19 protein-coding genes are annotated in these 21,571 nt (G+C 66.7%); 14 read left to right on the top strand and 5 right to left on the bottom strand.

All coding sequences use genetic code 11. From position 1 onward, the window contains the following. Positions 1–64 precede the first annotated feature (64 nt). The 5 genes from E2E27_RS04355 to csgH all read left to right on the top strand — a co-directional run bounded on the left by E2E27_RS04355 (position 65) and on the right by csgH (position 5,467). On the top strand, positions 65–2,080 hold the full coding sequence (locus E2E27_RS04355; RefSeq protein ID WP_141457861.1) for a beta strand repeat-containing protein: 2,016 nt from the start codon (positions 65–67) through the stop codon (positions 2,078–2,080). A 115-nt stretch (positions 2,081–2,195) separates the two neighbouring features. Next, positions 2,196–3,500, top strand: coding sequence for a beta strand repeat-containing protein (locus E2E27_RS04350; protein ID WP_181443553.1), 1,305 nt, complete (start codon positions 2,196–2,198; stop codon positions 3,498–3,500). A 69-nt stretch (positions 3,501–3,569) separates the two neighbouring features. Next, positions 3,570–4,337, top strand: coding sequence for a hypothetical protein (locus E2E27_RS04345; protein ID WP_141457859.1), 768 nt, complete (start codon positions 3,570–3,572; stop codon positions 4,335–4,337). A 6-nt stretch (positions 4,338–4,343) separates the two neighbouring features. Next, positions 4,344–5,111, top strand: coding sequence for a hypothetical protein (locus E2E27_RS04340; RefSeq protein ID WP_141457858.1), 768 nt, complete (start codon positions 4,344–4,346; stop codon positions 5,109–5,111). After that, complete coding sequence (csgH, locus tag E2E27_RS04335; protein WP_141457857.1) at positions 5,108–5,467, top strand: curli-like amyloid fiber formation chaperone CsgH; 360 nt, start codon at positions 5,108–5,110, stop codon at positions 5,465–5,467. Before E2E27_RS04340 ends, csgH begins: the two co-directional genes overlap by 4 nt. Positions 5,468–5,473: 6 nt before the next feature. On the opposite strand, the gene E2E27_RS04330 is transcribed toward csgH, so the two are convergent. Further along, the gene (locus tag E2E27_RS04330) at positions 5,474–6,841 is read right to left on the bottom strand and encodes a hypothetical protein (RefSeq protein WP_141457856.1); all 1,368 of its coding nucleotides are present in this window, start codon (positions 6,839–6,841) and stop codon (positions 5,474–5,476) included. 237 nt (positions 6,842–7,078) lie between these two features. On the opposite strand from E2E27_RS04330, the gene E2E27_RS04325 reads away from it, so the two are divergent. Continuing rightward, entirely contained in the window at positions 7,079–8,464 is a 1,386-nt protein-coding gene (locus E2E27_RS04325) for an MATE family efflux transporter (RefSeq protein ID WP_234036182.1), read from the top strand. Here E2E27_RS04325 and E2E27_RS04320 read toward each other — a convergent pair. Further along, positions 8,393–9,325, bottom strand: coding sequence for a mechanosensitive ion channel family protein (locus tag E2E27_RS04320; RefSeq protein ID WP_141457854.1), 933 nt, complete (start codon positions 9,323–9,325; stop codon positions 8,393–8,395). The two genes, E2E27_RS04325 and E2E27_RS04320, sit on opposite strands and share 72 nt — an antisense overlap. A 218-nt stretch (positions 9,326–9,543) precedes the next feature. Here E2E27_RS04320 and groES point away from each other — a divergent pair, with 218 nt between their 5' ends. From groES to E2E27_RS04305, 3 genes are all read left to right on the top strand, one after another. Continuing rightward, complete coding sequence (groES, locus tag E2E27_RS04315) at positions 9,544–9,831, top strand: co-chaperone GroES (RefSeq protein WP_141457853.1); 288 nt, start codon at positions 9,544–9,546, stop codon at positions 9,829–9,831. Between the two features lie 131 nt (positions 9,832–9,962). Next, a complete protein-coding gene (gene groL, locus E2E27_RS04310; RefSeq protein WP_141457852.1) occupies positions 9,963–11,594 on the top strand; it encodes a chaperonin GroEL in 1,632 nt (543 codons plus the stop codon). 217 nt (positions 11,595–11,811) lie between these two features. Continuing rightward, the gene (locus E2E27_RS04305; protein ID WP_141457851.1) at positions 11,812–12,783 is read left to right on the top strand and encodes a sensor histidine kinase; all 972 of its coding nucleotides are present in this window, start codon (positions 11,812–11,814) and stop codon (positions 12,781–12,783) included. A gap of 30 nt (positions 12,784–12,813) precedes the next feature. Here the strand turns inward: E2E27_RS04305 and E2E27_RS04300 are convergent, their stop codons facing one another. Then, positions 12,814–13,461 (bottom strand): glutathione S-transferase family protein, encoded by a 648-nt coding sequence (locus tag E2E27_RS04300; protein WP_141457850.1) that lies wholly within the window; start codon positions 13,459–13,461, stop codon positions 12,814–12,816. A 135-nt stretch (positions 13,462–13,596) separates the two neighbouring features. Here E2E27_RS04300 and E2E27_RS04295 point away from each other — a divergent pair, with 135 nt between their 5' ends. Beyond that, positions 13,597–14,112 carry a PH domain-containing protein gene (locus E2E27_RS04295; protein ID WP_141457849.1) on the top strand — a complete coding sequence of 172 codons (516 nt, stop codon included), beginning with the start codon at positions 13,597–13,599 and terminating at the stop codon, positions 14,110–14,112. Continuing rightward, on the top strand, positions 14,109–15,629 hold the full coding sequence (locus tag E2E27_RS04290) for a PH domain-containing protein (RefSeq protein ID WP_141457848.1): 1,521 nt from the start codon (positions 14,109–14,111) through the stop codon (positions 15,627–15,629). Before E2E27_RS04295 ends, E2E27_RS04290 begins: the two co-directional genes overlap by 4 nt. Here E2E27_RS04290 and E2E27_RS04285 read toward each other — a convergent pair. Then, positions 15,619–15,936 (bottom strand): GNAT family N-acetyltransferase, encoded by a 318-nt coding sequence (locus E2E27_RS04285; protein ID WP_181443552.1) that lies wholly within the window; start codon positions 15,934–15,936, stop codon positions 15,619–15,621. The two genes, E2E27_RS04290 and E2E27_RS04285, sit on opposite strands and share 11 nt — an antisense overlap. 53 nt (positions 15,937–15,989) lie before the next feature. Between E2E27_RS04285 and E2E27_RS04280 the strand changes: the two genes are divergently transcribed. Continuing rightward, positions 15,990–17,009 (top strand): threonine aldolase family protein, encoded by a 1,020-nt coding sequence (locus E2E27_RS04280; RefSeq protein ID WP_141457846.1) that lies wholly within the window; start codon positions 15,990–15,992, stop codon positions 17,007–17,009. Positions 17,010–17,029: 20 nt separating this feature from the next. After that, entirely contained in the window at positions 17,030–17,953 is a 924-nt protein-coding gene (locus E2E27_RS04275) for a DMT family transporter (RefSeq protein WP_141461569.1), read from the top strand. 110 nt (positions 17,954–18,063) lie between these two features. On the opposite strand, the gene E2E27_RS04270 is transcribed toward E2E27_RS04275, so the two are convergent. Further along, positions 18,064–18,858, bottom strand: a complete 795-nt coding sequence (locus E2E27_RS04270; protein WP_141457845.1) for a Rossmann-fold NAD(P)-binding domain-containing protein — start codon at positions 18,856–18,858, stop codon at positions 18,064–18,066. Positions 18,859–18,910: 52 nt separating this feature from the next. Between E2E27_RS04270 and pepN the strand changes: the two genes are divergently transcribed. Then, a complete protein-coding gene (gene pepN / locus E2E27_RS04265) occupies positions 18,911–21,571 on the top strand; it encodes an aminopeptidase N (RefSeq protein WP_141457844.1) in 2,661 nt (886 codons plus the stop codon).

The raw sequence follows: 21,571 nt of genomic DNA, 5'->3' as shown, positions 1-21,571 counted from the left end.
GGTTGCTCCGCCCGGGTTCGCTCCGGCCTGACCATCCACTGTGAAGACCTGAAAGGTTCTCCTCATGAAAAATACCATTCTTGCCGGCGCTTCGATGCTGGCCCTCGCCCTTGCTGCTCCGGCCTATGCTCAGAGCAACGAATCCACCGTCACCCAGACCGGCAGCACGCAGAACGCGACCGTGAGCCAGACGGGCGAAGCCGCATCGGCCACGGTGATCCAGAGCAACGCCAACAACACCGCGACCATCACGCAGGAAGCCAATTCCGGCGGCGGCGCGCTGATCGATCAGTCGGGCACCTTCAACACTGCCTCGGTCGGCCAGACCTCGGAAGACTCGGACGCTCAGGTCGAGCAGTCGGGCGATCGCAACGAGGCGACGCTGACGCAGGGCCGCGCCGCCAGCAACCCGTTCCAGACCAACAGCCAGACCGCGCTGCTGGTGCAGACCGGTGACGACAACGGCATTCTGGCCTCGCAGTCCGGCAGCAGCGGCGATCTCAACGTGCTGCAGAGCGGCAACAACAATGATGCGACCGTCGACCAGGTCGGCTTCGACAACGGTTCGGGCGAAGCGGGCGCTCCGGCGCTGGTCGGGATCCTCCAATCGGGCGACGACAATGATGCCTTCGTGTCTCAGACCGGCCAACTGTCGGATGCGCTGATCGATCAGGGCGGCAACTTCAACACCGCAACCGTCAACCAGTCGGTTCCCAATGCGCCGAACCCCGTGGGCGGCACGGACCCGCGCGTCGCGACCGCGACCATCAACCAGAGCGGTGACGACAACGAAAGCACCATCAACCAGACCGGCGGCACCGACACAGTCTCGGCCCGACTGATGACCGCCACCAGCATCCAGGTCGGTTCGGGCAATGAGAGCACGATCAGCCAGACCAACAACCTGCTGGCGGCATCCTCGTCGGGGAACGAAGCGACCGTGACCCAGAACGGCGACGACAATGAATCGGACGTCAGCCAGAACGGTATCAATCTGACCGCCACCGTCCTGCAGAACGGGACCGATGGCACCGCATCGATCATCCAGTCGGGCGATGGCAACACCTCGACCTCGACGCAGAGCGGCACCTTCAACACCGTGAACGTCAACCAGAGCGGCGCCGACAACAGCTCGATCACGGATCAGTCCGGCACCCGCGGCACCGCCAACGTGACCCAGAATGCCACCGACAGCCGTTCGACGATCACCCAGTCGGGTGTGGTCGATGCCTTCGCGTCGGTGAACCAGAGCGGCGACAACCAGCAGTCGACGATCAATCAGGTGTCGCAGGCCAATGCGAACAACCGCTTCCCGGGTGCCTTCGTCCAGCAGAGCGGTGCGGACAACGTTTCCAACATCAACCAGACCGGAAACGTCGACACCTGGCTGCTGGGGACAAGCCCGATTACCTCGCCGAGCGGTTTCGTCATTCAGGACGGAGTTGGAAACAACGTCGACCTTCAGCAGCTTGGGGACTCGACGCTGGCCTATTCCGAACAGCGGGGCAACGGGAACAGCATGACCGGCATGCAAACCGGCCAGAACAACTATTCGATCTCGCGGCAGTTCGGCAACAACAACATCAACAACGTGAACCTTGGTGCTGCAACTCCGTCGAACACGCTGTCGATCGTGGACACGTTCCAGACGGGCAATCGCAACACCTCGACCGCGACCCAGAACGGAACGCAGGACCGGGGCCAGATTTCCTTCACGTCTGCCGGCATCGTGCAGACCGGGGATGACAACACCTCGACCCTGACCCAGTCGGGCCTCAACGATGTCGCCTTCGTCGACCAGATCGGGGACTTCAATCGCTCGACTGTCACCCAGCAGGCCGGCGGCGTGAACAACAGCGCCGACATCAATCAGTCCGGGGACGAAGGCTTCTCCGAACTGACCCAGAGCGGCACCGGCAACAGCGCCACCGTGAACCAGGGTGGGCTGGATAACGACTCGTTCATCACCCAGGCCGGCTCCGGCAACACCGCGACCGTGAACCAGGCGGGCGCCGACAACATGTCGACCGTCAACCAGAACGGCATCGGTAACACGGCGACCGTCACGCAGGGCATGTGAGCCACCAAGCTCCGGGCGGGGGCCATGCCTCCGCCCGGATCATCATAGCGGGTGCAAGCCCCGTGTCGCATCAAGAAAAATGCCACACATGATTGAATTGATGGAGAACCTTGAAATGAAAAATTCCATTCTTGTCGGCGCTTCGGTGCTGGCCCTCGCCTTTTCCGCTCCGGCCTTTGGGCAAGCGCAGGTTTCGGAAATCGACCAGACCGGCAACGCCAACGCCGCCACGGTTCAGCAGAACGGCAACGAGAACCTGTCGGACATCGATCAGGTCGGCAACAACAACACGGCAGAGGTCACGCAGCTGACCGATCCGGCCGGATCACCCAATTTCAACACCGCGTCGAACGATTCGACCATCAATCAGACCGGTGAGTTCAACAGCGCGACAGTCGATCAGGAAAACAACAACCAGTTCGCGCAGCCGAACACCGTGGTGATCAATCAGAACGGCACCGGCACCGCCGTCGCGGAGGCCAATGTCGCCGACGCCACCCAGTTCGGTGACAGCAACACCACCAACATCGATCAGGGCGTGGTCGGCCTTGCCACCGGCGACAGCAATTCGGCCACCACGAATCAGTCCGGCCGTCTCAACGTGATCGATCTGACCCAGTTGAACGACGGCGCGACCGCCAGCGTCAGCCAGTCCGGGCTGTCCAACACCTCGACTTCGTCGCAGGGCCGTCCGACGACCGTGACCGGGCTGCAGACCACCGATCAGTCGCTGATCGTCGACCAGAACGGCGAAGGCAACACCTCGACGATCGATCAGCGCGGCGGGACGAACTACGCCAACGTGTTCCAGGACGGCAACGACAACACCTCGACCATCAACCAGCCGGGTTTCGACAATGATGTCGGCGCGATGATGATGGTGGGCGTCAACCAGATCGGTGACGACAACGAATCGACCATCACGCAGACCGCCAACTTCGGCCTCGTGACGGTCGATCAGATCGGCAACAATCTCACCAGCACCGTCAGCCAGCGGGGGCGGGCCAACAACTCGGTGGTCGATGTCGATCAGTCGGGTTCGTTCAACACCAGCACGGTGACGCAGGATGCCCCGAGCCCGGCCAACGGCGGACCGGCGCGCGGGATGACCGCGAATGTCACGCAGGCGGGCACCATGAACGAGAGCACGATCGACCAGACCAACACGCTGGGCGCGCCGGAGTTTTCGGACAATCTGGCGAGCGTCGATCAGTCGGGCTCGCTGAACGTGTCGGAGATCAGCCAGAATGGCCATGAAAACACCGCCAGCGTCACGCAGGAAGGGCTCGACAGCGACAGCTTCGTGACCCAGCTGGGCAACGAAAACACCGCCACTGTCACCCAGAGCGGCGCGTTCGACATGTCGACCGTGACCCAGACCGGCAACGGCAACACCGCCACCGTAACCCAGGGCTCCTAAGCCCGCAGCGACCGGGCGGGAGCAGCGCTCTCGCCCGGATCGTCCTTTTCGAGTAGAAGGCACAAGATCATGGCCAAGACCCGCACCCTCGCCACATTCGCCATCGCCCTCGCCGGGGTGCTGCTGATGGGTGTCGCCGCGACGCCGGCGCTGGCCGACAACGACAAGACCCCGCCCGGCAATCCGTGCGGCGGTGGGCCCGGCAAAGGGACCGGCAACCCGTGCAACGGCAACAACGGCAACGACGGCGCGCAGGGCAATGCCAAGAGCGGGGGCGGCGGCGGTCCGTTCGAGCCGATCGCGCTGCCCGATGCGCAGGATCGGGGCGTGTTCATCTCCCAGATCGGAAACACCAACCGCGCCGAAGTGCGGCAGGCCACGGGTGCGAGCTATGCCCGCGTCGCGCAGAGCGGATCGGACAACGGCGCTCTGCTGACACAGGACGGCACCGGTCGCCACTATGCTACGATCGCGCAGGACGGCGACGGCAATGCCCTCGACGGCGGTCAGGACGGCAGTGGCCAAACGGTGCTGCTGCTCGCCCAGCAAGGCGAGGGCAATGCCGCGATCATCCGGCAGACCGACAATGGCTCCGACTACAGCGCCGCCGCGGTGGCGCAATCGGGTAGTGGCAACCAGTTGGTGCTGGTGCAGGACGGCAGCGACAATCAGGCGCGTTTGACCCAGGACGGCAACGACAACGCCATGACAGCGACCCAGCTCGGCGGCGGCAACCGCCTTGAATGGGCGCAGAACGGCAACGGCCTTGCCGACCTCCAGATCACGCAGGATGGCGGCGCCATCATGCAGGTGACGCAGAGCAACACGGGCGGCTGAAGCATCGTGCGGCGCCGGCATCCTCTCGACCCGATCGCGCTTGCCGCGCTGGCATTGTGCGCCGCGCCCGCGCTCGCCGGTCAGGTTTCGGACGAAAGCGAAAGCTCCGCCAGCCGCACCGAGGCGATGCAGATCGAAATGCCGCAGGCGACCTCCGGGCCGGGCAGCGCCTATCTCGACACCGCCACCCGCCCCGCTGCGCCGCCGCAACCCCGCGCCAGTCTGGTCGAAGCGCGCAGCGACGGCATCATCCGCGGCAAGGCCACCGCGCCCGCCAGCCAGATCAGCGCCCGCGCCGATGGCGGATCGGGGATCGCGCAGCTTTCCAAGGCCAATCTCGAAGCGACCCTCGCCCAGCTCTCCCCGGCCGAACGCCGCGTGTTGTTGCAGGCGATCGAGGGCACCGACATCTGCAACGATCCGCCCGATATCCCGGCAGTCGTTACGCTGTGCCAGAACCGGATCGAAACCCGCGCGACCGAATTCGCCCCCGCCGCCGAACGCTCGCTGAGTGCCGAGGACCGGCTGCTCAGCGGCAATCTCGAAAGCGCGGCCCTGCCCAGCATCGCGCAGGTGATCGACCGGCTGGCACGCGGCGGCGCGTCGAGCGGGGATTTCAGCAATCAGGCAATCGCCTCGATCGCGCTGGGCACGACGCCCGCCGCGCCCGCTCGCCCGGTCGAGGAGGCCCAGCCCGACACCGCGAGCCTCGGCGAGGAAACGCAGGCGCTGATCAACGCGCTCATCAACCAGCTCGGAGGCCGCGTGCCATGACCCTGTCCGCCCTTCCCGCCGGTGCGCTCGCGCTGGCCCTGCTCTCTCACGCCACGGTGTCCGCCATGCCCGAACAGCCTCACGCCCTGACGCTTGATGTCCACGTACATGACGGGACGGTTGAAATCCGGCTGATCGGCCATTCGCCGCGCGCGCAGGCGGTCAGCTATGCGCTGGAGGTGACCGGGCAATCGACCTCGCGCCACCGCGGCGCGACCACACTGGCGGCGGACACCCGCGCGGTGCTTTCGACGATGCGCACCAATGTCGGCGCGGACTGGTGCGTCAGGCTGGCCGCCGAGGAAGAAGGCCGCGCGCCCTACGAAATCACCCGAGGGCCCTGCGCCGCCGGTTGAGAGGTCTCAACGCGGGCGCGGCACCTGCGCCATGCCGGTCGCATCGATCCCGCGCTCGGGCGTGGTGATCTGGTCGATATGCACCTTGCGCGCGGATTTGGGCCGGGTGTCGGTCAGCCCGACGTTGAACTCGTCATAGACCGGATCATAGCTGATCGGGATGCCCCTGGCCTGCAAGTCGGCGAGCGAGACATAGGCCTCGCCGGCCGACGAGGCGCGGATGCGGGCGATAACGTCCGGGGCGAAGCGATCGGCCAGCACCTCGACCACCGAGCCGAGCCGCAGCTTGAGCCCTTCGGGCGTCTGCTGGAAATCGACCGTTCCGGCAGTCTTGCCGTCGACCCGGGTGATCAGCTGCGCCTTGATGTCGAGCGGAAAGGGGCTGTTTCCCGCGGCGAGCGGCGCGCTGAGGGCGGGCCGGGATAGGGGCACGGCGGCGATGGCGGGCGCGGGGGCCTGAACGGGCGGCGGCGCGGCGACAGCCGCGCGCAGGCCAGCCGCCGGTTGCCGGGGTGGCAGCGGCGCAGCGGCGCGCGGGGCCGGAGCAGGCGCGGGGCGCGATACGGGGGATGCATCCGCAGACTCGGGCAAGACACCCCGACCGGCAGGCCCGGGTGCCGCAATCGCCGCGATCCGGGGCGGATCGGCGACGGGCTCGGATGGGGCAACCGCCATTGCAACTTTTGCGGTCGGCGCCTGGGCCGGTTGATCGAGCCCCGCAGACATGGGCAGCACAGGCGCGGGCACCGCCGCAGCGGCAAGCTCCGACGCGGTGGGGAGCGATGCAGCGGGCATCGTCGGCGGCGCTGAAAGCGGCATCGCGGACGGGGTTGCAATCGCCGCCACTGGCGCAGCCTCGGCCGCGTTCGGGGTCTTGACGACTGGCGGCACCACCGGCGGCGGCACCAGCGCGGGCGGCGGCGCGGCCTCGAGCGGAAGACTTGCAGCGACGGGAGCGGCCACGGCGGCAGATAGGGGAGCAGGCGCGAGCAGAGGCACGTCAGCCTCGCCAGCACCGGGCAACGCCATCGCTGCGGTCAGCGTCAGCACAGGCGCGGCTTCGCGATCGATGACCGGCGCATAGCGCACCCCGGCCAGCCCCGGCTTCGCCCTGGCCGCACCCAGCCGCGTCGTGGTGGTCTGCTTGAGCGAAGGCGACGGCGGCAGCGGCGGATCGTCGACGTGGTTGCCGCCGCCCAGATCGCCTGCACCCACCGAAAGCTCGGGAACGGTCAGCGCGGCGACCACCACCATGCCGCCCGGCAACACCCGCGACATCAGGCGGCGCGCGATCGACCGGCGACGCGAAGCGCCGCCCGCGCGCGCACTGCGCACGGCGGAATCGTCCTCCAGCATGTGTCGCAAGTCGTTCATTTCGCCCCCAAGCCGATATCTTATGGAATGTGACGGCGATTCGGCAAAGGGGAATCCGGGGCTGTCCGGTATCGGGAAGAAACTAGCCCAGCATTGTCAGAGACTTGGTGATTTACCGTGGCTCCCGTGATGCGACTGCGGGAGGCAATTTGCGAAGCTGCCACCTTTGCGCTTTCCCCGAATCGCCCTTGCGCCTATCCGGGCCGGCTCGCCGTGCGGTGGGCAGACAGGCGAAAAGTGCAACAGGATCTCGTTCTCGAAACGCCCGGCTGGGGGCAGGAACTGCGCGCGACCCTCGGACTCGCGGGGCCGCTGGCGGCTGCCAACCTGTTGCAGATGCTGACCTATGCGATCGACGTGATCTTCATCGCCCGGCTGGGCGAGGCGCAGCTGGCGGGATCGGCGCTGGCGGTGTCGCTGTTCGGGCTGGTGCTATGGGCGCTGACCGGGCTGACGGGTGCGGTCGCGCCGATGATCGCCGAGGAGCTGGGCGCGCGCGCGCCGGCGCTGCGGGCGGTGCGCCGCGCGGTGCGCATGGCGCTGTGGCTGGCGGTGATCGCGGGCGCGGCGGGGATGGGTGTGTGCCTGCTGCTCGATCCGATCATGCAGGTCTCCGGCCAGCAGGCGGATATTCGCTCGCTCGCCAATTCCTACAACGTCGTGATCGTCTTCTCGATGATCCCGATGCTGCTCGCTGCGGTGCTACGCAACTTCGTTTCGGCGCTGGGCCGCCCGATCTTCGCCACGGCGATCACGGGGGCCGGGATTTTCGTCAACGGCCTCGCCAATTACGCCTTCATCTTCGGCGAGCTGGGCGCGCCCCGGCTGGGCCTGCCCGGCGCTGCGGTGGCGACCATCATCACCGCGCTGTTCACGCTCGCGGCCTATGTGGCGGCGATCCGGCTCGACCGGCGGCTGCACCGCTATCATGTCTTCGGGAGGATCTGGGCACCCGACTGGGCACGCTTCCGCCAGATCGTGGTGATCGGCACCCCGATCGCGCTGACGATCACCGCCGAGGCCGGGATCTTCGGCGCGGCGGCGTTTCTGATGGGGCGCTTCGGCGCGGCGGAGCTCGCCGGGCACACGGTTGCGCTGCAACTGGCGGCGCTCGCCTTTCAGGTGCCGTTCGGCGTGGGGCAGGCCGCAGCCATCCGCGTGGGCTATTTCTACGGCGCGCGCGATCCTGTCGGCGTGAAGCGCGCTGGTTGGGTGGCGCTGGCGATCGGCACGGGCTTCATGTCGCTCACCGCAGGCGCGATGGTGCTGATGCCCGAGCTGTTGCTGCGCCTCTATGTCGATCCCGACGCCGCGAAGAACGCCGCGCTGGTAGGTTTCGCGCTGCAATATCTCGCGCTCGCCGCGATCTTCCAGCTGGCCGACGGGGTCCAGGCCGTCGCCGCCGGGGCCCTGCGTGGATTGCAGGACACGCGCGTGCCGATGTGGATCGCGATCTTCAGCTATTGGGTGCCCGGTATCGGTGTTTCCGTCGGGCTCGGCTTCTTCACCCCGCTGGAAGGCACCGGTGTATGGGTCGGCCTGGCGACCGGCCTATTCTTCGCCGCCGCTCTGCTGATCTGGCGCTGGCACCGCCGCGACATCCTTGGCCTCACCCGCGGCTGAGGACTGCTCGGTGATGTGGTGCACCTCGCGCTGCGGGAAGGGGATCGAGATGCCGGCCTTGTCGAAGCGGTTCTTGGCCGCCTCGGTCAGCGCCCATGACACGGCGAGATAGTCCTCGGTCTTGCTCCACACCCGCATGCCCATCGTCACCGCGCTGTCGGCGAGGGCCGAGACGAAGACCACCGGGGCGGGGTCGGCGAGCACCCGCTCGTCCGCCGCGGCGAGCGCCAGCATTTCCTGACGCGCCTGTTCGATGCTGTCGCCATAGCCGATACCGACCAGCAGTTCGAAGCGGCGGGTCGGCATGCGCGAGGTGTTGATGATCGGCTTGTTCCAGAGCTCGTTGTTGGGGACCATGACATAGACCCCGTCGAACTGCAGCAACTCGGTGGTGAACAGCCCGATCGACTGGACGGTGCCGGTCACCGTACCCGCCGTGATCGCCTCACCCACGCGGAACGGGCGCTGGATCAGGATCATGACCCCGGCGGCGACATTCGACAGCGTGCCTTGCAGCGCGAGGCCCACCGCGAGCGCCAGGCCGCCCAGCGCGGCGATGATGCTGGTGGTCTGCACCCCGAATTGGGTCAGCACGGTGATGCCGACCACCGCCCACAGGGCATATTTGATGATATTGCTGAGGAAGCGCGCGACCGTTGGCTCGATCCGGCCCGACCGGTTCAGCGCCTTGTCGGCCGCCTTCGACAGCAGCTTGGCGAGGATGACGCCGATAACCAGCACCGCGACCGCGCCGAGGAGATGCGGAATGCTCTCGCGCAGCCAGATCCACGCCTGCGTGGCCATGTCGATTTCGGTGCCGAGGCTTTCGGCGATACGGGCGGGAATCTTTGGGGAGGTCATCGGAAGAAAAGCTGTCCTTGCAGGTGTCTTGTGCAGGCGTGCGGCCCGGGGGCCTTGGTAGTCCAACTGCCCAACGCCCGAAATGTGGCATCGCGGCGAAAATTTTTTGCGCGCGCGGGGCTTGATTCATCGCGGCCCCGCGACCAAATGCCGCCGCGTTGGCACTCTCGAGAGGAGAGTGCCAAGCAAACTCACCATTTCAAGGAAAGGTCATCAACATGGCATTTCGTCCGCTGCACGACCGCGTTGTAGTCCGTCGCATCGAAGCCGACCAGAAGACCGCTGGCGGCATCATCATCCCCGACAGCGCTCAGGAAAAGCCGAGCGAAGGCGAAGTCATCGCCGTCGGCGAAGGCAACCGCGACGATAGCGGCAACCGCATCGCGCTCGACGTCAAGGCTGGCGACCGCGTGCTGTTCGGCAAGTGGTCGGGCACCGAAGTCAAGATCAACGGCGAAGACCTGCTGATCATGAAGGAAAGCGACATCATGGGAGTGGTTGGCTGATCAATCAGCCAAGCACGGACACCCTGACGAAAGTCAGGGTCTCGTGAGGTTCAGTTGAACATTCGATGGCCCCGACAGGGCCGCAAACGATCCCGGCCTTCGCCGGGATGACGAGAAACAGGAGAAACGAAATGGCTGCCAAGGACGTGAAGTTCGGCCGCGAAGCCCGTGAAGGCATTCTGCGCGGCGTCGATATCCTCGCCAACGCCGTCAAGGTGACGCTCGGCCCCAAGGGTCGCAATGTCGTCATCGACAAGAGCTTCGGTGCCCCGCGCATCACCAAGGACGGCGTCACCGTCGCCAAGGAAATCGAGCTCAAGGACAAGTACGAGAACATGGGCGCGCAGATGCTGCGCGAAGTCGCCAGCAAGGCGAACGACAGCGCGGGTGACGGCACCACCACCGCCACCGTGCTCGCCCAGGCGATCGTCAACGAAGGCATGAAGTCGGTTGCGGCCGGCATGAACCCGATGGATCTGAAGCGCGGCATCGATCAGGCGGTCAATGCCGTGGTCGAGAACCTCAAGGGCCGTTCGAAGGACGTCTCGGGCTCGGAAGAAATCGCGCAGGTCGGCATCATCTCGGCCAACGGCGACCGTGAAGTCGGCGAGAAGATCGCCGAAGCCATGGAAAAGGTCGGCAAGGAAGGCGTGATCACCGTCGAGGAAGCCAAGGGCCTCGAGTTCGAGCTCGATGTCGTCGAAGGCATGCAGTTCGACCGCGGCTACCTCTCGCCCTACTTCATCACCAACCCCGACAAGATGACCGTGGAACTGGATAACCCCTATATCCTGATCCACGAGAAGAAGCTGTCGAACCTGCAGTCGATGCTGCCGATCCTCGAAGCCGTGGTGCAGTCGGGCCGTCCGCTGCTGATCATTGCCGAGGACATCGAAGGCGAAGCGCTCGCGACCCTCGTGGTCAACAAGCTGCGCGGCGGCCTGAAGGTTGCGGCGGTCAAGGCTCCGGGCTTCGGCGATCGTCGCAAGGCGATGCTGCAGGACATCGCGATCCTGACCAAGGGCGAGATGATCAGCGAAGACCTCGGCATCAAGCTCGAGAACGTCACCGTCGGCATGCTCGGCCAGGCCAAGAAGGTCACCATCGACAAGGACAACACCACCATCGTCGATGGCGCCGGTTCGGCTGACGACATCAAGGCGCGCGTCGCCGAGATCCGCACCCAGATCGACAACACCTCGTCCGACTACGACCGCGAGAAGCTGCAGGAACGCCTTGCCAAGCTCGCTGGCGGCGTGGCCGTAATCAAGGTCGGCGGTGCGACCGAAGTCGAAGTGAAGGAGCGCAAGGACCGCGTCGATGACGCTCTCCACGCGACCCGCGCTGCGGTCGAAGAAGGCATCGTCCCGGGCGGCGGTACCGCGCTGCTCTACGCCACCAAGGCTCTCGAAGGGCTGAAGGGCGCGAACGAAGACCAGACGCGTGGTATCGACATCATCCGCAAGGCGATCACCGCCCCGATCAAGCAGATCGCCCAGAATGCCGGCCACGATGGCGCGGTCGTCGCGGGCAACCTGCTGCGCGAGAATGACGAGACCCAGGGCTTCAACGCTTCGACCGACACCTACGAAAACCTGGTGAAGGCCGGCGTGATCGACCCGACCAAGGTCGTTCGCACCGCCCTGCAGGATGCGGCCTCGGTCGCTGGCCTGCTGATCACCACCGAAGCGGCGATCGTCGAGCGTCCGGAAGACAAGCCGGCTGCGCCCGCCATGCCCGACATGGGCGGGATGGGCTTCTAAGCCGCTAGGGCGGGCCAGCGGGGCGCCCGCGCCCCGTCTGACGACCCGGGCTTTGCCCGAGTCAGCCCACGCCACAGAACTGCAAGACCCCGGCGGCTCACCCCGCCGGGGTTTTTCGTGTCCAGTTTGGGGATGGACTGGAACGTAGCCGTCCGGGAGAACTTCAGTCCTATGCGGTCCAGACTATAACTGACCGGCATGGAGCCCATGACACGGAATGACTGATCTGCTGCCCTTCGAAGATCGAAGCGCCGACCTCTTGCGGCTTGTTCTGGACAACAGCCAGACAGGCATCTGGGAGCTCGACCTCGCAAGCGGCCGCGCCGTCAGAAACAGGATGCACGACAGGATCTTCGGTTACGACCAACCGCTCGATGAATGGAGCTACGACCGGTTTCTGGGCCATGTGGTCGAGAAAGACCGTCTCAGGGTCGATAATCTGCAAAAGACCGCGATCGAAGAAAGCCGCGAATGGACTTTCGACTGCCAGATCAGAACCGCCAGGGGCGAGATTCGCTGGATCAAGGCATCCGGTCGCCCGCTTCTCGACAAGAACGGTCAGCCAACCCGTCTGATCGGCCATGTCATCGACATCACCGACGCAAAGCAGAATGAGGCAAGGCTGCGGCTGGTCACCGAGGAGTTGAACCACCGGGTCCGCAACATGCTGAGCATCGTCAAGTCGATGATCAGCCTCACGGCCAGAACTGCCGAAAGCACCGACGCCTTCGCTTGCGCACTGGAAGGCCGGGTCGCCGCTCTTGCGCGCACGCAGAACCTGATCGTTGGAGAGGAGTCCTCTGCGATGATGCCGAGCGCGATCGTGGAAGCGGAATTGGCGACCTTTCCGGCAATCGAGGATCGGGTCCGGATCACTGTAAACGGGGAAGAGCAACTCACCGCCACGGCCGGTCAGGGGCTGGCGCTTGTCACCCATGAATTGCTGACCAACGCGATCAAGCATGGCGCGCTGTCCAGCGAGACCGGCCGGGTCGCAGTGACGATCGGCCTGTCGGGCGTTACGACGCAAATCACCTGGCTGGAGCGCGGTGGCCCTGCCCCGCCGGAGCACAGGCAACAGGGATTCGGCTCGATGCTTATCCTCGATGCTCTGGCCGGAGAGGGGACGACTGAACAGATCTTTTCGCCCGAGGGGCTGGAATGCCGGATCACGCTGAAGACCCGGTAATCCGGCCGGCCGACAGGCCACCGGCGCAGCTTATTCCGCCTCTTGCCACACCGCCGCGCACGCGCGCTGGTTGTGCGTCTGGACAAAGCGCGCGAGGTTGCCGGTGCCTTCCGGCAGTTTCCACCCCACGGTGAAGCCGAAATTGGCGAAGGCGAAGATCAGCAGGTCGGCAAAGGTGAAGCGGCCCAGCGCGATGTGGTCGCTCGCGCCCAGATAGGTGTCGAACAGCCGCCACTTTTCGTCCGCCATCGCCGAAAGCTCCACCCCAGCCTCGGGCGAGACGACACTCAAGCGGGGGGCGAACATCGGGCGGCCCGCACCGGCGCGGAAACCCATCGTCATCGGCACCACCACTTCCTGATCGAACAGTCGCGCCCATTTGCGCACCGTGGCGCGCTCCACGGGACTCGCGCCGAAGAGGTTGGGTTCGGGGTGCTGTTCCTCGATGAATTCGCAGATCGGCCAACTTTCGGTGAGGCAGGTGCCGTCGTCCAGTTCCAGCGTCGGCGTCGTGCCCTGCGGGTTCTTCGCCATGTAGCCTGCATCCTGCCGGTTCTGGCCGGAGATGATGTCGTAATGCACGCGGGTGAAATCGCGCCCCTCTTCCAGTCCCTTTTCGATCATGAACATCCGCACGAGGCGCGGGTTGGGGCCGAGGCTGGAATGCAGGATGGTCATGACGGGTCTCTCCGGGAGGTGGTTTTGCCGGGCGGTTCTAGGGCGCGGCGACCCGCTCGTCGCCCTGATATTTCCGTTAGGCTTGCCCTGCGAAAGCGCTTGCACAGGGCGGCTGTATTGCGCAGATAAGGCACCATGGACGCAACCTCTCCGCCGCCGCCTGCCATGCCGCTCGACGATGAGGGCGCGCTGACCAAGCTGCACCCCAACTACGCCCACGCGCTGCGGGTGCGCACCACGCTGACCGCGATTCCGTTCCTGATCGGGGCGCTGGTGCTGGAGGCCGCGCTGGCGGACAAGGGGCTGCTGCCGCAGGGCGTGATCGCCGGGACGGTGCTGGTGATCGCTGCGGCGCTGATCATCCGGATCCCCGCCCGCCGCTACAGCGCGCGCGGTTACCAGATCAGCGCCGACCGGCTGCGCGTGGTGCGCGGGCTGCTGTTCCGCTCGGACACGGTGGTGCCCTTCAGCCGGGTGCAGCATATCGACGTCGATCAAGGGCCGATCGAGCGGTTCTTCGGGATCGCCACGCTCACGCTCCACACCGCTGGCAATCACAATGCCAGCGTCGCCCTCCCCGGCCTCGGCGAGCCGCTGGCGCGCGAGATGCGCGAGACGATCCGCGCGCATATCCGCCGCGAAATGCTATGACCGCGCCGCAGCGCACCGCCCCCGTCAGCGTGATCCTCGGCGCGCTCGGGAGCATCCGCAGCGCGATCCTGCCCGCCATCGCCATCGCCTTTTCGGGGGTCGGGGGCGAAGGGCGCTACTGGCTCGCCATCGGCGTCGGCGCGGCGGCGGCGCTGATCGGCACGGCATTCAGCTGGCTCGGCTGGCGGCGGCTGACCTACACCATCGGCGAGAGCGACGTGCGGGTCGAAAGCGGCGTCATCAGCCGCACGGCGCGCGCGGTGCCCTATGAGCGCATTCAGGACGTCAGCCTCGAAGCCACCCCGCTGGCGCGGATGCTCGGGCTGGTCGCAGTCAAGTTCGAGACCGGGGCCGGCGGCGGCGACGATCTTGCGCTGCAATACCTCACCGCCGCCGAGGGCGAACGCCTGCGCCAGCTGGTGCGCGAGCGGCGCGAAGACGAGGTGGCCAGCGCCGACCTTGCCGACCCGCAGGCCCCGCCCCGCGCCGAGGATGCCGAGGTGCTCTACGCGCTCACCCCCCGGCGGCTGCTGACCTTCGGGATGTTCGAATTCTCGCTCGCGGTCTTCGCGGTGCTGGGCGGCGCGCTGCAATATGTCGACAATGTCACCGGGATCGAGCTTTGGGATGTCGACCTGTGGCGCAGCTGGCTGAGCGAATCCGGAGAGACCGTCGCCAGCCTCGGCTTCATCGGGCAGGTGATCGGGACCGTGGCCGGGGTCATCGGTCTGATCGCGATCGGCTTTGCGACGGGCATCGCGCGCACGATGCTGCGCGACTGGGGCTTCACCCTCACCCGCAGCCCGCGCGGGTTCCGGCGGCAGCGGGGATTGCTGACCCGCACCGACGTGGTGATGCCGGTGCACCGGGTGCAGGGGCTGGTGATCGGCACCGGCCTGCTGCGCTATCGCTTCGGCTGGCACGGCCTCAGCTTCGTCAGCCTCGCGCAGGATGCCGAGGACGAGAGCCACGTGGTCGCGCCCTTTGCGCAAATGGAGGAACTCGCCCCGATTGTCGCCGCGGCCGGTTTCGCTCTGCCGGACGAGGGCACGCATTGGCAGCGCTCGAGCAAGCGGCACCGCAATGACCGGGCGGTGCTGGGATCGGCGCTGTTCGTGCTGGCGACCATCGCCGCAGCCATATTTGCGCCGATGGGCGTGTTCCTGATCCCGCTCGGCTTGGCGGTGGTGGCCGTGGGCGCCCAACTCTACGCTTGGCAGTTTCGCCGCTTTGCGCTGAGCGACACGCAGATCTTCGCGACCACCGGGCTGCTGTCCCCCACCAGCCGGATCGCGACGCGGCTGAAGCTCCATTCGGTCGAGATCGCGCAGGGGCCGCTGGCGCGGCTTCGCGGCTATGCGACGGTGCATCTCGGACTGGCGGGTGGCAGCTTCGCCGTCCCCGGCGTGCCGCTGGCCGATGCGCGCGCGCTGCGGGCGAGCATCCTCCGCACGATCGCCGCCACCGACTATGCGCGGATCGACGCGCCGCTGGAAGAGCCCGCGCTTACGCCTTGAGCGCCGCCCAATCGGGGTTCTCGGCGAACTTCTTGGCGACGTAGGAGCAATCGGGGCGGATCAGAAAATCGTTCCGCCGCGCGTCTGCGACCAACTGTTCGACCAGAGCCGCCGCCACGCCGCGCCCGCCGATTGCGCGCGGGACGATGGTGTGCGCCGCGATGCGCACCTCCTTGCCGTCCTGCGCTTTCCCCGGCTCCCACTCGAGATAGCCTTCCTCCGCCGCGCCTTCGACGACGGCAACATAGCGGCCCCCTTGCCCGGCAACATGGTGGGTGATGGTCAGTTGAGGGGTTTGTTCGGTCACGATTGATCACTCCGGCTTGTCAGGCGTGAATGTGCGGCTAGAGGCGATGTTCCATGACACTGCCCAAGCCTTTCCTGTCCGACAACGCCGCCGCCGTCCACCCGCGCCTGTGGGACGCGATGCGCAAGGCCGACGCGCCGGACAATCCCTACGACGGGGACGCGCTGTCTGCGGAGCTCGACGCGCGCTTCACCGCTTTGTTCGGGCGCGAATGCGCGGCGCTGTGGGTGGCGACGGGGACGGCGGCGAATTGCCTGGCGCTCGCCACCATGTGCGCGCCGCATGGCGGGGTGGTGTGCCACCGCGAGGCGCATATCGAGGTGGACGAAGGCGGCGCGCCGGGCTTCTTCCTCCACGGCGCCAAGCTGATGCTGGCCGAAGGCGAAGGCGCGAAGCTGACGCCGGAGGGCATCGCCGCGCTGATCGACCCGATCCGCAATGACGTGCATCAGGTGCAGCCCCACGCCATCGCGATCACGCAGGCGAGCGAATATGGCCGCAGCTATCGACCGGAGGAACTCGCCGTGCTGGGGGCCTTCGCCAAGGACCGGCGGCTGGGCCTCCACATGGACGGGGCGCGGTTTGCCAATGCGGCGGCGTTCCTCGGCGGATCGCCGGAGGATGCCGCGCGGGCGGCGAGCGGGCCGGTCGACAGCCTCGCCTTCGGTTTCATCAAGAACGGCGGGATGGGTGCGGAGGCCGTGGTGCTGTTCGACCCCGAGGCAGCGCAGCAGGTGCGCTACCGCCGCAAGCGCGCAGGCCACCTGCAATGCAAGGGGCGCTACCTTGCTGCGCAGATCCTCGCGATGCTGGAGGACGGGCTGTGGCTCGCAAATGCCGCCCACGCCAATGCCGCCGCGCAGGAAGTGGCCGCGGGTTGCGGCGACCGACTGCTCCACCCGGTCGAGGCTAACGAGCTGTTCGTGCGCCTGACCCCCGAGGAGCGCGAGGCGCTGCGGGCGCAAGGTTTCGCCTTCTATGACTGGGGCGCGGACTCCGCCCGCTTCGTCACCGCCTGGAACACCAGAGCCGAAGACGCCGCAGCGCTCGGCAAGGCCATCGCCGCGCTGTGAGCGACACCGCCGCGCCCTCGATGCTCAGCCCCAAGGTGCTGGTGCCCTTCATGCTGACCGGCACGATCTGGGGCTCGACCTGGTTCGTCATTACCGGGCAGATCAGCGATGTGCCCGCCGCGTGGGGGGTGTTCTTCCGCTTCATGCTGGCGACCCCGGCGCTGTTCACGTTGGCGGTGATGATGCGCCAGCGGCTGCGGCTGAACCGCCCCGAGCACAGCCTCGCGCTCGGTGTGGGCATCGCGCAGTTCTCTGGCAATTTCCTGTTCGTCTACCATTCCGAACAGCACATCACCTCCGGCATCGTCGCGGTGATGTTCGCGCTGCTGATGGTGCCCAACGCGCTCTTCGCGCGGGTGTTCATCGGTGAGCGGGTGCAGGGCGGTTTCATCGGCGGGAGCCTTGTCGCTATCGCGGGCGTCTCGCTGCTGCTGGTCCACGAATGGAACGCCGCACCGCTCGGCGGCAACGTCGGCCTCGGCATCGCGCTTGCGATTGGCGGGATGCTGGCCGCCTCGATCGCCAATGTGGTGCAGGCCAACCCCACCGGGCGCGGCGTGCCGATGGTGAGCTTCCTCGCCTGGGCGATGCTCTACGGCACCGCCTTCGATCTGGTCTATGCCTTCGTCACGGCGGGCCCGCCGACGCTGCCGACCGGCTGGCGGTTCTGGGCGGGAACGGCCTATCTCGCGATCGTCGGATCGGTGGTGACCTTCCCGCTTCACTACAATCTGGTGCGCGAGATCGGCGCGGGGAAGACGGCTTACAACGCCATCGTCACGGTGTGCGTGGCGATGCTGCTGTCGACGCTGTTCGAAGGGTTCCGGTGGGACGCGCTCTCGGCGAGTGGCATGGCACTGGCGCTGCTGGGAATGGGGCTGGCGCTCAGGGCGCGGCGCGTCAAGTCGGTGCAGGTGCAGCAGTCGGGGGCGTTGAGGAGGTAGCTCGACTTCGTCATTGCGAGCAAAGCGAAGCAATCCATCGACTGCGGCGGCCGATTGCGGAGCGGGCAGTCTATGGATTGCCGCGTCGCTTCGCCCCTCGCAATGACGAGTTAGATTAGCCCCGCAAGCCCCTCCACATAGGTCGGATAGCGCGGCGACCACCCCAGCACCCGCTTGGCCTTGCCGTTCGCGACGCGGCGGTTCTCCATGTAGAAACCGCGCGCCATGTCCAAGAGGTTCGCTTCCTCCAGCGTTTCGAGCGGGGGCGGCTCCAGCCCCAGCAAGCGGCTGGCATATTCGGTGACTTCATTGCCGCTGCACGGCAAGTCGTCGCCGAGATTATAGGCACCCTCGGGCACGTCTTGCGTCAAGGCCGCAACCACCCCGCCGACGATGTCGTCGACGTGAACGCGGCTGAACACTTGCCCAGGAAGGTCGATCCGCCGCGCCTTGCCTTCCCGCACCCGGTCGAGCGCAGAGCGGCCCGGCCCGTAGATCCCCGGCAGGCGGAACACCCGCGCGCCCAGCTTCATCCACAGCGCGTCCGCCTCAGCACGGGCGTTGCGGCGGCCCTCGCCGGCTTCCGCAATCGTCGGCGTCGCCTCGTCCACCCAAGCCCCCTGCCGGTCGCCATAGACGCCGGTGGATGACAGGTAGCCGTACCATGCCGGGGGGAAGGATCGACCATAGGTATCGAGCACCGGATCGAGCCCGCTTGCCCGGTCGGGCGGGACCGAGGAGAGGACGTGGCTCGCTTCGCCCAACGCCGCCAGCACAGCTTCGCGGTCGGCAAAGTCGATGTCGCCCGCGCTGCCGGTGGCGCGCACCTGCCACCCGCGCACGCGCATCGCATCGGCGATCCGCGTCGCCGTGTAACCCAGTCCGAAGATCAGCAGATTGCCCATGCTTGAAAGCTAAAGATTGGACGCGGGGCCGAATCAACCTAAATCGGCCTGCATGGATATCGCAACCACCCCCCAGAACCCCGAAGGCAACCCCGAACTCGCGGATGCCGCCCCCACCCCGCACGAGCCGCCGGTGATCCGGCGCGAGGATTACACGCCCTTCGCGTGGGCCGTGCCGACGACGCAGCTCGATTTCCAGCTTGGGCTGAGCGCGACCCGCGTCACTGCGACGCTGACGGTCGAACGCAACCCCGCCGCCGACGCCTCGCCCGAACTGCGGCTCAACGGCGATGGCCTGACCGCGACAAGCGTGACGGTAGATGGCGAAGCAGCCGAATGGCGGATGGACGGGCCCGACCTGATCGTCACCCTGCCCGGCGCAAAGCACACGGTCGAGGTCGTGACGCAGATCGACCCCAGTGCCAACACGCAGCTGATGGGCCTCTACGCCTCGAACGGGATGCTCTGCACCCAATGCGAGAGCGAGGGCTTCCGCCGCATCACCTTCTTCCCCGACCGGCCCGATGTGCTCTCGACCTATGCCGTGCGGATGGAGGGCGACAAGGCCGCCTTCCCGATCCTGCTGTGCAACGGCAACCGCGTCGCGGAAGGCGAGAACGCGGATGGCACCCACTGGGCCGAGTGGCACGATCCCTGGCCCAAGCCGTCCTACCTCTTCGCGCTGGTTGCGGGCGATCTGGTGGCGAACTCCAGGCCCTTCACCACCCGCTCGGGTCGGGTGGTCGAATGCAATGTCTGGGTGCGCAAGGAAGACCTCGCGCGCACCGATCACGCGCTCGAAAGCCTGCACCGTTCGATGAAATGGGACGAGGACACCTTCGGGCGCGAATATGACCTCGATCTCTACAACATCGTCGCCGTCTCCGACTTCAACATGGGGGCGATGGAGAACAAGGGGCTCAACGTCTTCAACACGAAGTATGTGCTGGCCGACCCCGACACCGCGACCGATGCCGATTTCGACGCCGTGGAAGGCGTGATCGCGCACGAGTATTTTCACAACTGGTCGGGCAACCGCATCACCTGCCGCGACTGGTTCCAGCTCTCGCTGAAGGAGGGCTTCACCGTGCTGCGCGACCAGCTGTTCAGTCAGGACATGCGCGGCGAGGCGGTCAAGCGGATCGAGGATGTGCGGATCTTGCGCGCGGCGCAGTTCCCCGAAGACTCTGGCCCGCTCGCGCATCCGATCCGCCCGGATTCCTATCGCGAAATCAGTAACTTCTACACTGCGACCGTCTACAACAAGGGCGCGGAAGTCATCCGCATGATGCGCTCGATGGTGGGCGAGGCGCGGTTCCGGGCGGGCACCGACCTCTATTTCGACCGGCATGACGGGGAAGCGGCGACCTGCGAGGATTTCGTCAAGGCGATCGAGGACGGGGCCGAGGTCGACCTCACGCAGTTCCGGCTGTGGTATTCGCAAGCCGGCACGCCGCGCGTCAGCGTTTCTCAGGTGGTAGAGGGCGACAGCCTGAAACTCACCCTGAAGCAGACCGTCCCCGCCACCCCCGGCCAGCCCGACAAGGCGCCGATGCCGATCCCGTTGAAACTCGCGGTCCACGCCCGTGGCGGGGCGCTGGGGGCGGAGCAGCTTGTGGTGCTGACCGAGGCCGAGCAGACTTTCACCCTCCCCCTCGCCGGCCCCGATCCGGTGCTCTCGATCAACCGCGGCTTCACCGCCCCGGTGGTGATCGAGCGCGCGCTTGAGCGGGACGATCTGGTGTTCCTCGCCGCGCATGACGACGATCCCTTCGCACGCTCGGAAGCCTTGCAGGAGCTCGCCGTCGGGCACCTTGTGGGCGCTGCCAGCGGGACGCTCTCCGCCGACGAGCAGGCGGCGGGCGAAGCGGCGATCATCGAGGCCTTCCGCTCCAGCCTCGCCGACAATGCGCTCGACGATGCGATGCGCGGCGAATTGCTGGTGCTGCCGTCCGAGACCTACCTGTTCGAAGTGATGGCGAGCGGAGACCGCAAGGCCGACCCCGGCGCGATCCACGCCGCGCGCGAGGGGCTCAAGGCTGCGATCGGCACCGCGCTGGCGGACGAGCTGGGCGCGCTCCACGCCCGCGCGTCGGCGGTCGCCACCGACGATCCGGCCGGACGCGGCGCGCGCAAGGTCAAGACGATTGCCCTCGCGCTGATCGCCGCCGCCGACCCTACCAAGGCCGCCGATCTGGCCGCAGCGCAGTATGACGCGGCGGACAACATGACCGACCGGCAGGGCGCGCTGATGGTGCTATGCAGCCTCGACCACCCGGCCCGTGCGCAGAAGCTTGCAGCCTTCTACGAGCGTTACAAGGACAATGCGCTGGTGGTGGACAAGTGGTTCACCTTGCAGGCACTTTCGCTCCACCCCGATGTGATCCAGCACGTGCGCGCGCTGGCCGAGCATCCCGATTTCACCATGAAGAACCCCAACCGCGTGCGCTCGCTCCACATGGCCTTTGCGGGCAATCCCAAGGGCTTCCACAAGGCCGATGGCGAAGGCTACCGCATGGTCGCCGACGTGATCCTCGCGCTCGATCCGATCAACCCGCAGACCGCCGCGCGCTTCGTGCCCGCGCTGGGCCGCTGGCGGCGGATCGAGCCGGGCCGGGCGGCGCTGATGAAGGCCGAGCTCGAGCGCATCCTTGCCGCCGGGAACCTGTCGCGCGACACCTTCGAGCAGGTCAGCCGCTCGCTGGACGGCTGA

Origin of the sequence: Porphyrobacter sp. YT40 (assembly GCF_006542605.1) — a bacterium.
Lineage (GTDB): Bacteria > Pseudomonadota > Alphaproteobacteria > Sphingomonadales > Sphingomonadaceae > Erythrobacter.
This window is presented reverse-complemented; position numbering and strand designations above follow the sequence as displayed.